The sequence below is a fragment of the Neisseria sp. P0018.S001 genome, assembly GCF_051957355.1.
GTDB classification, from domain to species: domain Bacteria; phylum Pseudomonadota; class Gammaproteobacteria; order Burkholderiales; family Neisseriaceae; genus Neisseria; species Neisseria subflava_A.
Genome location: NZ_JBQCWN010000002.1, coordinates 24,454 through 37,635 on the forward strand (window position 1 = coordinate 24,454; position 13,182 = coordinate 37,635).

14 protein-coding genes, 2 tRNA genes and 1 riboswitch are annotated in these 13,182 nt (G+C 48.9%); of the genes, 7 read left to right on the forward strand and 9 right to left on the reverse strand.

Translation table 11 applies throughout. From position 1 onward, the window contains the following. Window positions 1–138: 138 nt before the first annotated feature. Window positions 139–1,119, forward strand: coding sequence for a hypothetical protein (locus tag ACTHTJ_RS01595; protein WP_440360840.1), 981 nt, complete (start codon window positions 139–141; stop codon window positions 1,117–1,119). Between the two features lie 6 nt (window positions 1,120–1,125). Here ACTHTJ_RS01595 and rfaQ read toward each other — a convergent pair whose 3' ends face one another. After that, window positions 1,126–2,208: a putative lipopolysaccharide heptosyltransferase III gene (rfaQ, locus tag ACTHTJ_RS01600; RefSeq protein ID WP_440360839.1), complete on the reverse strand. Its 1,083-nt coding sequence runs from the start codon at window positions 2,206–2,208 to the stop codon at window positions 1,126–1,128. Between the two features lie 147 nt (window positions 2,209–2,355). Then, window positions 2,356–2,400: riboswitch (PreQ1 riboswitch) on the forward strand. Between the two features lie 3 nt (window positions 2,401–2,403). On the opposite strand from rfaQ, the gene queF reads away from it, so the two are divergent. Continuing rightward, a complete protein-coding gene (gene queF / locus ACTHTJ_RS01605; protein ID WP_070829910.1) occupies window positions 2,404–2,877 on the forward strand; it encodes a preQ(1) synthase in 474 nt (157 codons plus the stop codon). 101 nt (window positions 2,878–2,978) lie between these two features. Continuing rightward, window positions 2,979–3,656, forward strand: a complete 678-nt coding sequence (locus ACTHTJ_RS01610) for a 7-cyano-7-deazaguanine/7-aminomethyl-7-deazaguanine transporter (RefSeq protein ID WP_070829908.1) — start codon at window positions 2,979–2,981, stop codon at window positions 3,654–3,656. A gap of 67 nt (window positions 3,657–3,723) precedes the next feature. Here ACTHTJ_RS01610 and ubiM read toward each other — a convergent pair whose 3' ends face one another. From ubiM to rplU, 3 genes are all read right to left on the reverse strand, one after another. After that, window positions 3,724–4,908: a 5-demethoxyubiquinol-8 5-hydroxylase UbiM gene (gene ubiM / locus ACTHTJ_RS01615; RefSeq protein WP_070829906.1), complete on the reverse strand. Its 1,185-nt coding sequence runs from the start codon at window positions 4,906–4,908 to the stop codon at window positions 3,724–3,726. 274 nt (window positions 4,909–5,182) lie between these two features. Further along, window positions 5,183–5,455, reverse strand: a complete 273-nt coding sequence (gene rpmA, locus ACTHTJ_RS01620; RefSeq protein WP_002212328.1) for a 50S ribosomal protein L27 — start codon at window positions 5,453–5,455, stop codon at window positions 5,183–5,185. 27 nt (window positions 5,456–5,482) lie between these two features. Next, on the reverse strand, window positions 5,483–5,791 hold the full coding sequence (gene rplU, locus ACTHTJ_RS01625) for a 50S ribosomal protein L21 (RefSeq protein WP_002216394.1): 309 nt from the start codon (window positions 5,789–5,791) through the stop codon (window positions 5,483–5,485). Between the two features lie 262 nt (window positions 5,792–6,053). On the opposite strand from rplU, the gene ispB reads away from it, so the two are divergent. The 3 genes from ispB (at window position 6,054) to ACTHTJ_RS01640 (ending at window position 7,572) form a co-directional block, all read left to right on the forward strand. After that, window positions 6,054–7,028, forward strand: coding sequence for an octaprenyl diphosphate synthase (gene ispB / locus ACTHTJ_RS01630; RefSeq protein ID WP_440360838.1), 975 nt, complete (start codon window positions 6,054–6,056; stop codon window positions 7,026–7,028). 4 nt (window positions 7,029–7,032) lie between these two features. Continuing rightward, entirely contained in the window at window positions 7,033–7,479 is a 447-nt protein-coding gene (locus ACTHTJ_RS01635; protein WP_377072503.1) for a DUF441 domain-containing protein, read from the forward strand. 18 nt (window positions 7,480–7,497) lie between these two features. Beyond that, window positions 7,498–7,572, forward strand: a tRNA-Arg gene (locus ACTHTJ_RS01640). A gap of 101 nt (window positions 7,573–7,673) precedes the next feature. Here ACTHTJ_RS01640 and ACTHTJ_RS01645 read toward each other — a convergent pair. Next, on the reverse strand, window positions 7,674–8,831 hold the full coding sequence (locus ACTHTJ_RS01645; RefSeq protein ID WP_440360837.1) for an NnrS family protein: 1,158 nt from the start codon (window positions 8,829–8,831) through the stop codon (window positions 7,674–7,676). Between the two features lie 86 nt (window positions 8,832–8,917). Continuing rightward, on the reverse strand, window positions 8,918–9,298 hold the full coding sequence (locus tag ACTHTJ_RS01650; RefSeq protein ID WP_070459407.1) for a hemerythrin domain-containing protein: 381 nt from the start codon (window positions 9,296–9,298) through the stop codon (window positions 8,918–8,920). Window positions 9,299–9,444: 146 nt separating this feature from the next. Between ACTHTJ_RS01650 and ACTHTJ_RS01655 the strand changes: the two genes are divergently transcribed. Further along, a complete protein-coding gene (locus tag ACTHTJ_RS01655) occupies window positions 9,445–9,903 on the forward strand; it encodes an RrF2 family transcriptional regulator (RefSeq protein WP_296186551.1) in 459 nt (152 codons plus the stop codon). A 465-nt stretch (window positions 9,904–10,368) separates the two neighbouring features. Here the strand turns inward: ACTHTJ_RS01655 and ACTHTJ_RS01660 are convergent. The 3 genes from ACTHTJ_RS01660 to ACTHTJ_RS01670 all read right to left on the reverse strand — a co-directional run bounded on the left by ACTHTJ_RS01660 (window position 10,369) and on the right by ACTHTJ_RS01670 (window position 13,135). Continuing rightward, window positions 10,369–10,444: transfer RNA gene (locus ACTHTJ_RS01660), tRNA-Ile, on the reverse strand. A gap of 93 nt (window positions 10,445–10,537) precedes the next feature. Continuing rightward, a complete protein-coding gene (gene folP / locus ACTHTJ_RS01665) occupies window positions 10,538–11,389 on the reverse strand; it encodes a dihydropteroate synthase (RefSeq protein ID WP_440360836.1) in 852 nt (283 codons plus the stop codon). 84 nt (window positions 11,390–11,473) lie between these two features. Next, window positions 11,474–13,135: an electron transfer flavoprotein-ubiquinone oxidoreductase gene (locus ACTHTJ_RS01670; protein ID WP_440360835.1), complete on the reverse strand. Its 1,662-nt coding sequence runs from the start codon at window positions 13,133–13,135 to the stop codon at window positions 11,474–11,476. Window positions 13,136–13,182: the final 47 nt, after the last annotated feature.

The window sequence follows — 13,182 nt, forward strand, 5'->3', positions numbered from 1 at the left end:
TACGCCACGTATTCTAGCATGACAGCCCGTTTTTTCCAAACCGGCCGTCTGAACAGCTCTTTTTCAGGGCGTAATGGCAAGGTTCCGAAACGCATCATTTGTCGCGTAAAATAACGGTTTTTCTATCTATTTACGCTTATGAAGCTGACCCTCACCCTCCCCTCGCTCAACCGTTTTGCCGACGAATCCGTGCCTGCGCTTGCCTTACCTGCTTTTAACCGTCTTTTGCGTTACGGCATATTACGCAAAGAAACACTCAAGCCGTCTGAATTTTACGGACGCCATTTGTGGAACGGCAGCCTCATTACCCAAATGCAACGTTTACGCCACACAAGCCAAAAACGCGCGGCCGCTTTTGCCTCTCCGGTTTGGCAACAAATGGGCATGCACCATGTCAACATTATCAGCGGCGAGTTCATCGGCATCCAAAAAGAGGAGGCGCAGCAGTTATGTGCGGATTTGTCGGCGTTTTATCAAGATAAAGATTGGCAGTTCGAGCCGCTTTGCGAAAGCATGTGGCTGCTCAATATGCCGAAGATTGAAGATTGGGGCGCAGAATGTGTTTTGGATGTGTGCGGACAGCCGGAAATGGACGGTCAGGCGCACGGCCAAGATGCGGTGTCTTGGTTGGCCATGCAGACGGAAATCCAAATGTTTCTCCACACGCATCCAATTAACCAAGCGCGTGAGCAACAAGGATTGCCGGAAATCAACGGTTTGTGGCTATGGAATGATGCGGACGGTACACAGTCTGCGGATATTGTCGCCTCAGACAGCGCATGGGCGCGTTTTTCAGATACGCCCAAACTCGATGCGCCGTATGATTTAAAGGCTTGGTTTGAGATGGTTCAAGAAACAGGCAACATGGTTTCAGACGGCCTTATCTTTTTGGACGACTTGGTTTCCACCTTACAGACAGGCGATGTTTGGGCATACAAAGATATTTTGGAAAGCTGGGAAACTCGTTGGTTTGCGCCTTTATGGAATGCTCTTGCTTCAAGTCGTCTGAAAACCGTGTGCATTGCCACAGACGGCGAAAACGGCGGCACGCTGGAAATCGGCCGCCGTTCCAAATGGGCATTTTGGCGCAAAGCTAAAACGTTTAACGGATCGTGGTAAACGGTTTTAAGCCTCCAACGCTTCCAATTTGGCAGAAATTCTATCCCACACATCCTGCAACGGAATCGCTTTCAACAGACGTGTCGGATCGTTGGTGTCGATACTGTCGGGGTTGGGCAGTTCTGCATAATCGCCGGCATAAATGACTTCCGCCTGCTCGGAATACGGACGCCATTTGTCCACCCATGACGCGCCAAACAAAGCAATTTGCGGTTTATCCAAAGCAGCGGCGATGTGCATCGGTGCGGAATCGACACCGACAAACAGCTTGGCGCCCTCAATGGCCGCCGCCAATTCACGCAGGCTCAAGCATCCGGACAACACATATACTTTTCTGCCTTCAGGAATATTCAGACGGCCTATAATTTCCTGAAGCATGTATTGTTCGACAGTGTCGGGAGAAGCAGTCAATACGACATTCTGTCCGCTGTTGAGCAGAAGCTGTACGATGGCGGCATTCTTGCCGTCTTCCCAACATTTGAAATGCCAGCGCGCACCCGGGTGCAGTAACACATAATCTTCGCCGCTCCACCCCTGCTCACGCAATTTCTGCTGCATGCTTTCCCTTGCATCTTGTGCCACCCAAAGACGTACCTTCGCATCGGCCACGTCTTCCGGCTGGATAAGCGGCGCAAGGATATTCAATTGGTTTTCAACGATATGATGGCTGGTATCCAGCTCATGGTTGATAAAATCATGACAGAAACGCCACCAGAAACCGTCGCGCTTGATGCAGTCCAAACCCACGCTGCAACGGGCGCACAGTTTGGCAATTACCGCTGCGCGCCATTGGTCGGACAGGTTGAAAGCCCAGTCATAATCGCGCGCCTTCAGCTTTGAAAAAAGATTTTTCTCACACGCCAACTGCTTGAATACGCCCAGCTTCTTCCAATTTCGATCAATGGTAAAAATCTGCGCAATCTGCGGATTATCGGCAATCAGCTGCTCCGTACCGGCGTATACCAGCATATCGATTTCGCAATCGGGGAAACGGGTTTTCAGCGCATCGACTACCGGCGTGCTCAAAAGCACATCGCCATGATGGCGCAATTTGATGATCAGAATACGTTTGGGTTGGGCTAAAGACATACAAAACTTTCAGACGGCCTGTTGATTGGCTGCTATTGTAAAGCGGAAAACAGGTTTCATAAAATACAAAACAGGCCGTCTGAAAGCTATCCTGCTGATTCATCGCTATAAAATCCGCACAAGCCATGCAATTTATATTACAATCCGCACCCCGTGGTTCGAAAACCTCCCACATTAAAAAACTAAGGAAACCTCATGTCCCGCAACAACGAAGAGCTGCAAGGCATCTCCCTTTTGGGCAACCAGAAAACCCAATACCCGAGCGAATACGCGCCTGAAATTTTGGAAGTGTTCGACAACAAACATCCTGACAACGACTATTTCGTCAAATTCGTCTGCCCCGAGTTCACCAGCCTCTGCCCGATGACCGGCCAGCCCGACTTTGCCACCATCTACATCCGCTACATCCCCCATATCAAAATGGTGGAAAGCAAATCACTGAAACTCTATCTCTTCAGCTTCCGCAACCACGGCGACTTCCATGAAGACTGCGTCAACATCATCATGAAAGACCTCATCGCCCTGATGGATCCGAAATACATCGAAGTATTCGGCGAATTCACACCGCGCGGCGGCATCGCCATTCATCCGTTTGCCAACTACGGCAAAGCAGGCACAGAGTTTGAAGCTTTGGCACGCAAACGCCTGTTTGAGCACGATGCACAATAATCCTATTCAGACGGCCTAACGCACTTTTTATTGCAAGACTTTCTCTATTGCACAATCTTGCAAGGCTTCATGCCGCCTGAAAAAACTTCCGAAAGATTTCCATGTACGAATTTACCGCCGCACAGCAGAAGAAAGCGCTCTTCTGGCTGGTGCTTTTCCATATTTTTATTATTGCCGCCAGCAACTATCTGGTGCAGTTCCCCTTTCAAATTTTCGGTATCTTTACCACTTGGGGCGCATTTTCCTTCCCCTTTATCTTCCTCGCTACCGACCTGACCGTGCGCATTTTCGGCGCGCCGTTGGCGAGACGGATTATTTTTTGGGTTATGCTCCCGGCCCTGCTGCTCTCTTACGTCTTCTCCGTCCTCTTTCATGACGGCAACTGGACAGGCTGGGCATCTTTAGCCGAATTTAACACCTTCGTCGGCCGTATCGCATTGGCCAGCTTTTCCGCCTATGCGCTCGGGCAAATCCTCGATATTTTCGTGTTCAACCAATTACGCCGTCTGAAATCATGGTGGATTGCCCCTACTGCTTCCACCGTGGTCGGCAACGCTTTGGACACGCTGGTGTTTTTCGCCGTTGCCTTTTATGCGAGCAACGATGAATTTATGGCGGCAAACTGGCAGGGCATCGCATTTGTCGATTATCTGTTCAAACTCGCCATCTGCACCCTCTTCTTCCTGCCTGCCTACGGCATAGTATTGAGCATCTTGACCAAAAAACTGACTTCCTTAAACGTCCGTCAAGAAATGCCCGAATCGGTTTTAGCCGAATAAGCAGTAGATAAAAAACAAGGCCGTCTGAAACTGTAATCGTTCAGACGGCCTTTTATGTTTTAAGCAATTAACCGGTCAATTGTTTGGTAATCAGTTTTTTCAGCGGCGGGAAGTTATTGCTTGCACGCAATACCAAACCGCGCAGCAGTTTCGCCGGAGCAGTTTCATTGGTGAAGAGTTTCAGCAGCATATTGGTGCCGTGGTAAATCGGATGGGCATGGAACATATGCTTGGTGCTGTATTTTTCCAGCAGGCTCTTCGCACCAATATCCTGACCGCGTTGCTCGGCTTCGAGAACCAATTTAGCTAAAAGATCAGCACTTGCCAGACCCAAGTTGAAACCGTGCGCAGTAACTGGATGCATACCGACTGCGGCATCGCCGATCAACGCGCTGCGTTTGCCATAGAAACGTTGGGCAATCATGCCGACCAAAGGATAATTGTGAATGGTGCTGGCCAATTCCATATCGCCCAAACGGCCTTTGAGTTGCTCTTTCACGCTGGCTGCCAACTCTTCCGGCGACATATTTTTAATCGTTTCGGCTTTATCGCTGTCCACCGTAATCACTGTATTGGTCAAGTGTTCTTCCAAAGGCAGCAACGCAATGGTACGGCCGTAGTGGAAGCATTCATATGCAGTATGCAGGTTGGACAGAGTATGCTTCATGCGGCACACAAACATGGTACGGCTATAATCGTGCATATCGGAAGAAATGCCCAATTGACGGCGCGTTTGTGAGAAGCGGCTATCGGCGGCCAACAACAGACGGCCGGTCAATACTTCGCCGCTTTCCAAAATAACTTGCGCCTCATCGTCAGAAGTTTTGACTTCTTTAACATTGGTGCCGGTCAGAATTTTCACGTTGTCCAATTTGGACACAACTTCATAAGCGGCTTTACGGATATTGTGATTGGAAATCAAATAGCCCAAGCAGTCTGCAGGCTCGCCGCGCGCCTGAGTCGGTTGCGGGAAGTGGAGCTGGTAATCGGAATGACCGTTCAACACTTTGGCATCGCGCAAAGGATAAATTTCGTCTTTTGGAATCAAATCCCACATACCCAATCGCTGCATGATTTCGCGCGACAGGTGTGTCAGTGCGATTTCACGGCCATCATACGGCGGATTTTGCAACACTTCTAAAGGACTTCTTTCAATCAGGGTTATGTTCAAACCGCTTCCGGCCAACTCTGCGGCAAAACTTAATCCGGCAGGGCCTGCGCCGACGACGAGAATATCACTGTGTAAGCTCATGGGAGGAATTCCTTGTATTCAACTGATACGGATTTTTTCAGACGGCCTTAAGTTTACTGTGTTTAGCTACATGAGGGTAAATCAAAGGCATTTGATAGATTATATAGAAAGAGTCGATAGAATAAAACAAAGGCCATCGATTGTAAGCACGTTTTTACTTTGGCCTTAATATAAATCAAGCCTCACGACATACGGATTTTATCAAACAGACAAAACAGTCTGACAAATAAAAACCGCATTCCGAAAAGGAATGCGGCTTTCAATCGTAAAACGATTATTCTTCAGAACCGGTGTAAGGACGGATGCTGACAGTTTTACGGTTCAGCGCGCCTTTGGTTTTGAATTCAACGTAACCGTCGACTTTAGCAAACAAAGTGTGGTCTTTGCCCATGCCTACGTTGTCACCTGCGTGGAATTTAGTACCACGTTGACGAACGATGATAGAGCCTGCCGGAATCAGCTCGTTGCCGTAGGCTTTAACGCCCAAGCGTTTGGCTTCTGAATCGCGACCGTTGCGGGTGCTACCGCCTGCTTTTTTACTTGCCATTTGTAATACTCCTGAACTTACTTGAAATTAGGCGATTGCCACGATTTCGATTTGGGTGAAATTTTGGCGATGGCCTTGGCGTTTTTGGTAGTGTTTGCGACGACGCATTTTGAAAATGCGTACTTTCTCGCCACGACCATGAGCAACGACTTTAGCTGTTACTTTTGCGCCTTCGATAAAAGGTGCGCCTACTTTTACAGATTCGCCGTCAGCAATCATCAAAACTTCAGTCAGTTCGATTTGGCTGTCGAGTTCGGCTGGTATCTGTTCTACTTTCAATTTTTCGCCAACGGAAACTTTATATTGTTTACCGCCGGTTTTTACGACCGCGTACATACTCAACTCCATGAGAATTAGGTTAACATTCCGCACACCATGTGCGAAACGAGTCATTCTATTTCTATTTACCTGTTTTGTCAAAATTTATTTTATTTACAAGTGAAAAGGCCGTCTGAAAGATATGTTGCATGCTTTTTAACTGATATAATCATGCGCTGGATTGCTGATATCTTTATGCAACGTTATTACCCCGACCGAATGTACGGGTTTAAACAGATTCATTGGAGCCCCGCTCCGTTTTGTCAACAGAGAATGTTTTATGCTCGAAAACCTGCCTTACTTCCAACGCCACCTGCCCGATGACCTTGCCAAAGTTAATGCGGTCATCAACCAAGCTGTTCAATCCGATGTTGCGCTGATTTCGCAAATCGGCACATACATCATCAGCGCAGGCGGTAAGCGCCTGCGTCCGATTATTACCATTTTGGCAGGCAAAGCAGTCGGGCATGACGATGAAAAATTGTACTCACTGGCAGCGATGGTGGAATTCATCCACACCTCCACCCTCCTGCACGACGATGTCGTCGATGAAAGCGATTTGCGCCGCGGCCGTAAAACCGCAAACAACCTCTTCGGCAACGCGGCGGCTGTTTTGGTCGGCGACTTCCTCTATACACGCGCCTTCCAACTGATGGTTGATTCGGGCAGCATGCGTATCTTGGAAGTGATGGCAGATGCGACCAACATCATCGCCGAAGGCGAAGTCATGCAGCTGATGAACATCGGCAATACGGATATTACCGAAGAGCAATACGTCCAAGTTATCCAATACAAAACAGCAAAACTGTTTGAAGCGGCCGCGCAAGTCGGCGCAATTTTGGGCAAGGCTTCCCCTGAACACGAGCAAGCCTTGAAAGACTACGGCATGTACGTCGGTACGGCTTTCCAAATCATTGACGATGTATTGGACTATTCAGGCGAAACCGAAGAAATCGGCAAAAACGTCGGCGACGACTTGGCAGAAGGCAAACCTACCCTGCCATTGATTTACCTGATGCGAAACGGCTCCGAGCAGGCTGCAAACGATGTGCGCCACGCTTTGGAAAATGCCGACCGCAGCTATTTTGAAAAAATCCACGACTATGTCGTCAACTCCGACGCTTTGCCATATTCGATTTCCGAGGCGAAAAAAGCCGTCAACAAAGCCATCGCTTCATTGAACGTGTTGCCTGATAGCGAAGTCAAAGAAGCCATGATCCAACTGGCAAAAGAATCTTTGGCCCGAGTATCTTAATCCGATGAATTTCAGCTTTGTCCCTTTGTTTCTGGTTACGCTGATTTTTTTGGGCGTTGTCAGCAACAACAACTCGATTACGATTTCGGCAGCGGTATTGCTGCTCATGCAGCAGACGGCCTTGTCGCAATACATTCCCTTCGTGGAAAAACACGGTTTGCATCTGGGCATCATCCTGCTGACCATCGGTGTATTGAGCCCGCTGGTTTCCGGTAAAATCCAGATTCCGCCGCTGTCCGAGTTTATCAATTTCAAAATGATTGCCGCCGTCCTTATCGGCATTTTGGTTGCCTGGCTTGCCGGACGCGGCGTTCCATTGATGAGCGAACAGCCTGTTTTGGTAACCGGATTATTAATCGGCACGGTCATCGGCGTTGCCTTTATCGGCGGCATTCCGGTCGGCCCTTTGATTGCCGCCGGCTTATTGTCTTTTTTTGCCGGAAAGGTTTAAAATCCCCTCCTTTACCGCCTCGCCATAGTTCAACGGATAGAACGTATGCCTCCTAAGCGTAAAATACAGGTTCGATTCCTGTTGGCGAGGCCACAGTTTCAATAAAAGCCTTTCATATTCTGAAAGGCTTTTTTATTATCAATAATAAAGGCCGTCTGAAACTTTTCAGACGGCCTTTTCATTTTGCCAAACCGTTAACCCGGACGACCATCCGAACGCGGACGGATCAACCAAGGAATATATTTCCATGCGTACAACAGCAAAGAAGCGGCAAACAAAGCGGCGGAGCAACGGATACTGTGCGTGTATGCCGTACCGCTCACAAAGGTAGCCAAAACACGGATAACCGTTGCGGCTATCATCAACCAAAAGGCAACAGGAACCACTTTAGGCGGCGGATAAATGGAGTTGCCGGTATGGCCAAGCGCAGTTCGCGCCATCATGCCCAAAGTCAGCACGCCGATACCGCCAACGCCGATAAGGTGCACGCCCAAATTCAGGAAGTTTGAAATCCAATAGGAAAGACCGACCGCAATCAAACCCAAGCCGGTAAACAGATAGCCGGCAAACAAAATCCAAAGCATAGGCTCTTTCAGTACGGCTTTATACCACCAGCGGTACACCTGCACGGTAAAAATCACACCGGCAGCCAGAGCAAACAACGCGGCCAGTCCCGGCAAAATGTTATGCGCCATCATCATGGCAGCCAGCATAGGCAGCCAAAGCGATGCGTGCGCTACCCATTGAGGGCTGGGGATTTGCGGCACGTTCAGGCGTTTGGACGTAAAGAACGAGATAATCCGCATACCGATCAAACCGATAAATCCAGCCACCATAATCAAACCGGATTGCAAACCGGTCATCAGCGCAATGGCATCAAACGGCTGCATTTTCAGATGGAAGGCGAAATGGGTGCCGCCCAAAACAAAAATAGCGAACACGGCAACATAGTTGCGCTTGTTTTGAGAACGGATTACCGGCAAAGCCATGCATACCGCGCCATACCAGAAAAAGATCGTACCAAATATACCGCTTGCCGTCGCACCCCAGCCGGGAATAAACATACAAATGCGGGCCAACAGCCAAAATGCGGTCAAACCTGCCAACGCCTTACCGCGTGTAGGCGGCTGGCCAGTCCAAGTTGCCACGGCTGTCAGCAAGAATGCAATGACAACCAATCCGGCGTAGCCCCAAATCATTTCATGAGCATGCCAATATAAACCCGGCAACTCAGGCGTACCCTGATAGCCGAAGCCCCAAAGCAATATAGACAATGCACCATACAAAGCCGCCAACGAGTAAAACGGGCGGAAGGCCATTGCCCACACAGGATGTTTGAACAAATCGTTCATGGTGGTTCCTTCAATTTTTATATCATCATAAAACAGCAACAGAGGCCGTCTGAAACTTTTCAGACGGCCATCGATTCCCTTTCCTATTACACATTCTCAGGCAAAGGCAAAAAAGGTTCAATCGCAGGAAAAAGCTCGCGTTCCTCAAAACGCGCATGATCGCGCAAAGTCACCGCAAAATCCTTATTCCATGATTCATTCATATATTCAGGATGAGCCATCATCGCACGCAACTTGGCATGATCACCTTCAAAACGCTGTCTCAACGCCGGATCAACCTTATCCCAATACGGCGCAAACATGGTTTCCTCCTCCAAAAAATGTGGCTCAAGTTCCACAAAATGAGGATCCAGCTCCGCTTGATGGCTTTGCTCCGGCGTACGCAGGAGGCGGACACACAACGACAGCGAGCCATGATGCTCACGGGAAAGTTCTATTAAGGCAGGGTGGCGTTTCAAGGGTTTCATAAGTTCGTTATAATGGCAACAGTCTGTCAAACTGGATTAATTCAAATGTTTCAGATATTATGAAACCCAACCCCACATAAAGTCAAACAGCCTCTCTCCAAGTACTATGCTTTTGACATATAATAAAAATATCTAAAGAGCCAGCCATGTATCTGACCCAACATACCGATTACGGATTGCGCGTATTGGTTTATACCGCCATCAATGATGACACCCTCGTCAATATCAGCACCATTGCCGAGACTTACAATATTTCCAAAAGCCATTTGATGAAAGTGGTTACCTCATTAGTCAAAGGCGGTTTTCTGGTCAGCGTGCGCGGCAAAGGCGGCGGTTTGCGCTTGGCAGACAATCCTGAAAACATCAATATCGGTGCAGTCGTACGTCATCTTGAGCCGATGCAGGTTGTCGAATGCATGGGCGATAACAACGAATGCCTTATCACCCCCTCCTGCCGACTGACCGGCATCATTACCGGCGCCATCAAAGCCTTCTTCAACCATTTAGATCAATACTCCCTGCAAGATCTTCTGGACAAACCAACCTACGACATACTCTATACCCCGCGTATCCCGATCAACGAAATACGCAGAATGGTTGATTAAACTTTCAGGCCGTCTGAAAAATAGTCCAGCTATATCGAAATAATCATCAGCCTCTCAATATAGGGGCATGTAGTATTACTCGGAAAAATTAATAGTAGAAAGATATCGACCAGAGCAAGCAAAAAGTAACTGCTCTCCATTTACTTATTCCCTAGTCAAAAAGTACGCCAAGTATCTTCCCAATCAACGTAACGGTCTTTTTCCAATACAAAATTGGGAACGTTATATACCAATCCCGGCTCAGGCGGCTGATAATCAAAATCAAATTTACCCTCAACGACTATAAGGGTGTCAATGTGATAAGCCCTTTTCAGCCTAAAAAAGCATTACCTAAATGTGCTTTAACCTTTTGTATTCATTTTATAGGTTGATTTTTATGCTGTTGTTCACATTATATTCCAACCCTTCAAAAATCAATAAATACAAAAATGCCCGAAGCCAAAAGCCTCGGGCATTTTTAATATTTGGTGGGTCCGGTGGGTTTCGAACCCACGACCAAGGGATTATGAGTCCCCTGCTCTAACCCCTGAGCTACAGACCCGTCAAGAGTAGATGCGGATTATAGCATAACTTGTTGCTTGTTCAAGATGCCGGGCAAATGTTTCAGACGGCCTGTCGGTTTTCTATTCGGGCATTATGCCGATACGCCCAATGCTTCCCAAACTTTCAAAGCATCTGCCGTTGCTTTGACATCGTGAACACGGATAATTTGCGCGCCTCGGGCGACTGTTGCCAATGCGGCTGCGACGCTGCCGTGTACGCGTTTGGCGGCATCTTGTTCGCCTGTCAGTTCGCCAATCATACGTTTGCGCGATACGCCGATCAGAAGGGGGAATCCGGTTGCGTCCATCAACTCAGGCAAATGTTGTATCAGTGTGATGTTGTGTTGCAGGTTTTTGCCGAAACCGAAGCCGGGGTCTAGTGTGATGCGTTCAGGGGCAATGCCTGCTTGAACGCATTCTGCCGCGCGTGCTTTTAAATAACGCGCGACTTCTTCGACGACATCTTGATATTGCGGATTAAGCTGCATGGTTTTGGGCAAACCCTGCATGTGCATGAGACACACGCCCGTCTTCGGCTGTTGCGCCAACAATGCGACTGCGCCTTCATCAGTCAATGCGGCAACATCGTTGATAATATCGACGCCGCCTTGTGCCAAGGCTTTTTCCATAATCGCCGTACGGCGCGTGTCCAAGCTGACGGGAACATTCCACTTGGCCATTTCCGCTAAAACCGGCTGCACCCTGGCCCATTCTTCTTCAAGAGAAACATCATCCGAACCCGGACGTGTAGATTCGCCGCCGATATCGAGAATATCCGCACCGTCTTTCAGTAGCTGCTCGGCATGTGCCAATGCTATTTGGACATTTTGCGAATAGGTGCCACCATCAGAAAATGAATCGGGGGTTAGATTGACGATGCCCATGATTTTCGGTTTGTCTAAGGCGATTTCAAATCGGCCTGCCTGCCAAATGTGCGTGTTCATAATGCTTCCATTGATGAAATAATAGGATAGAGGCCGTCTGAAACTTTTCAGACGGCCTTTAGGTTTTGACTTCAAAACAGTAAATTACATTCCGCCGTAATTCGGTCCGCTCGCGCCCTCAGGACAAATCCAAGTGATGTTTTGCGTCGGGTCTTTGATGTCGCACGTTTTGCAGTGAACGCAGTTGGCGGCGTTGATTTGCATACGCGGACTGCCGTTTTCTTCGACGATTTCATACACGCCGGCCGGACAATAGCGGGTTTCGGGCGAGGCGTATTCTTTGTAGTTTACGTCTATCATGACCTGCGGATTTTTCAGTACCAAATGGTCGGGCTGGTTTTCTTCGTGCGCAAGGTTGGCAAGAAAAACGCTGCTCAAACGGTCGAAGGTCAAAACGCCGTCGGGTTTCGGATAATCAATCGGCTTGCATTCGGCTGCTTTTTTGAGCTGCTCGTTGTCTTTGCCGTGATGTTTCAAAGTCCACGGGGCTTTGCCTCTGAAAATCATTTGGTCGATACCGGTATAGATTGAGCCGAGGTAAACGCCCCATTTGAATGACGGACGGACATTGCGCGCGGCGTAAAGCTCTTGATACAGCCAGCTTTGTTCAAAGCGTTGCTGATAATCCGCCGCCTCTTTGCCGCTGTCGAAACCCTCCACTTCTTCGAGGTTTTCCAACAAAGGGAACACGGCTTCTGCAGCAAGCATGGCGGATTTCATGGCCGTATGGATGCCTTTGATGCGCGGCATATTCAGGAAACCAGCCGCATCGCCGACCAAAACACCGCCTTTGAACGAGAGTTTCGGCAGGCTTTGCAAACCGCCTTCAATCAACGAACGCGCGCCATAAGCAATACGGCGGCCGCCTTCAAAGGTTTTGCGGATTTCGGGATGGGTTTTGAAACGTTGGAACTCTTCAAACGGCGACAGATAAGGGTTTTGATAATCCAAGCCGACCACAAAGCCGACAGCGACTTTGTTTTCGTCAAAATGATAAATAAACGATCCGCCGTAGGTTTTGCTGTCCAACGGCCAGCCTGCGCTGTGCATGACCAAACCGGGCTGATGTTTTTCAGACGGCACTTCCCAAATTTCTTTAATGCCCAAGCCGTAAGTTTGCGGCTCGCTGTTTTGGTCGAGTTTAAATTGTTCAATGACTTGCTTGGAAAGCGAACCGCGACAGCCTTCGGCAAACAGGGTTTGCTGCGCCCAAAGCTCCATGCCGGGCTGGAATGAATCGGTCGGTTCGCCGTCTTTGCCCACACCCATATTGCCGGTCGCAATGCCTTTGACCGAACCGTCTTCGTGATAAAGCACTTCGGCGGCGGCAAAGCCCGGATAAATTTCCACGCCCAAATTTTCCGCCTGCTCTGCCAACCAGCGGACAACTTCGCCCAAGCTGGCGATGTAGTTCGCATGGTTGTCGAAATTCGGGGTAACTGGCAAGTTGAAGGCTTTTTTCTCGGTCAGGAACAAAACCCTGTCCTTCGTCACTGTACGCGTCAGCGGCGCGCCTTTTTCTTTCCAATCGGGAATCAGCTCACTCAAAGAAATCGGATCGATGATGGCACCGGCAAGCGAGTGCGCACCGGCCTCCGAACCCTTCTCCACCACGCAAACGCTGATTTCACGTCCATTCTTTTCGGCAAGCTGCTTGAGTTTGATGGCGGCAGACAAACCCGACGGGCCTGCGCCGACAATCACGACATCGTATTGCATACTGTCGCGTTCGATGGTTTCTGTCATGGCGGTTCCTGTATTGTCGTTATTAAATTTAATCCGCTAATTATACA

What these genes read in the sequence shown, in the direction of transcription:
- ACTHTJ_RS01595 (WP_440360840.1), top strand. Translation starts at nt 139, where the DNA reads ATGAAGCTGACCCTCACCCTCCCCTCGCTCAACCGTTTTGCCGACGAA.
- rfaQ (WP_440360839.1), bottom strand. Translation starts at nt 2,208, where the DNA reads ATGTCTTTAGCCCAACCCAAACGTATTCTGATCATCAAATTGCGCCAT.
- queF (WP_070829910.1), top strand. Translation starts at nt 2,404, where the DNA reads ATGTCCCGCAACAACGAAGAGCTGCAAGGCATCTCCCTTTTGGGCAAC.
- ACTHTJ_RS01610 (WP_070829908.1), top strand. Translation starts at nt 2,979, where the DNA reads ATGTACGAATTTACCGCCGCACAGCAGAAGAAAGCGCTCTTCTGGCTG.
- ubiM (WP_070829906.1), bottom strand. Translation starts at nt 4,908, where the DNA reads ATGAGCTTACACAGTGATATTCTCGTCGTCGGCGCAGGCCCTGCCGGA.
- rpmA (WP_002212328.1), bottom strand. Translation starts at nt 5,455, where the DNA reads ATGGCAAGTAAAAAAGCAGGCGGTAGCACCCGCAACGGTCGCGATTCA.
- rplU (WP_002216394.1), bottom strand. Translation starts at nt 5,791, where the DNA reads ATGTACGCGGTCGTAAAAACCGGCGGTAAACAATATAAAGTTTCCGTT.
- ispB (WP_440360838.1), top strand. Translation starts at nt 6,054, where the DNA reads ATGCTCGAAAACCTGCCTTACTTCCAACGCCACCTGCCCGATGACCTT.
- ACTHTJ_RS01635 (WP_377072503.1), top strand. Translation starts at nt 7,033, where the DNA reads ATGAATTTCAGCTTTGTCCCTTTGTTTCTGGTTACGCTGATTTTTTTG.
- ACTHTJ_RS01645 (WP_440360837.1), bottom strand. Translation starts at nt 8,831, where the DNA reads ATGAACGATTTGTTCAAACATCCTGTGTGGGCAATGGCCTTCCGCCCG.
- ACTHTJ_RS01650 (WP_070459407.1), bottom strand. Translation starts at nt 9,298, where the DNA reads ATGAAACCCTTGAAACGCCACCCTGCCTTAATAGAACTTTCCCGTGAG.
- ACTHTJ_RS01655 (WP_296186551.1), top strand. Translation starts at nt 9,445, where the DNA reads ATGTATCTGACCCAACATACCGATTACGGATTGCGCGTATTGGTTTAT.
- folP (WP_440360836.1), bottom strand. Translation starts at nt 11,389, where the DNA reads ATGAACACGCACATTTGGCAGGCAGGCCGATTTGAAATCGCCTTAGAC.
- ACTHTJ_RS01670 (WP_440360835.1), bottom strand. Translation starts at nt 13,135, where the DNA reads ATGACAGAAACCATCGAACGCGACAGTATGCAATACGATGTCGTGATT.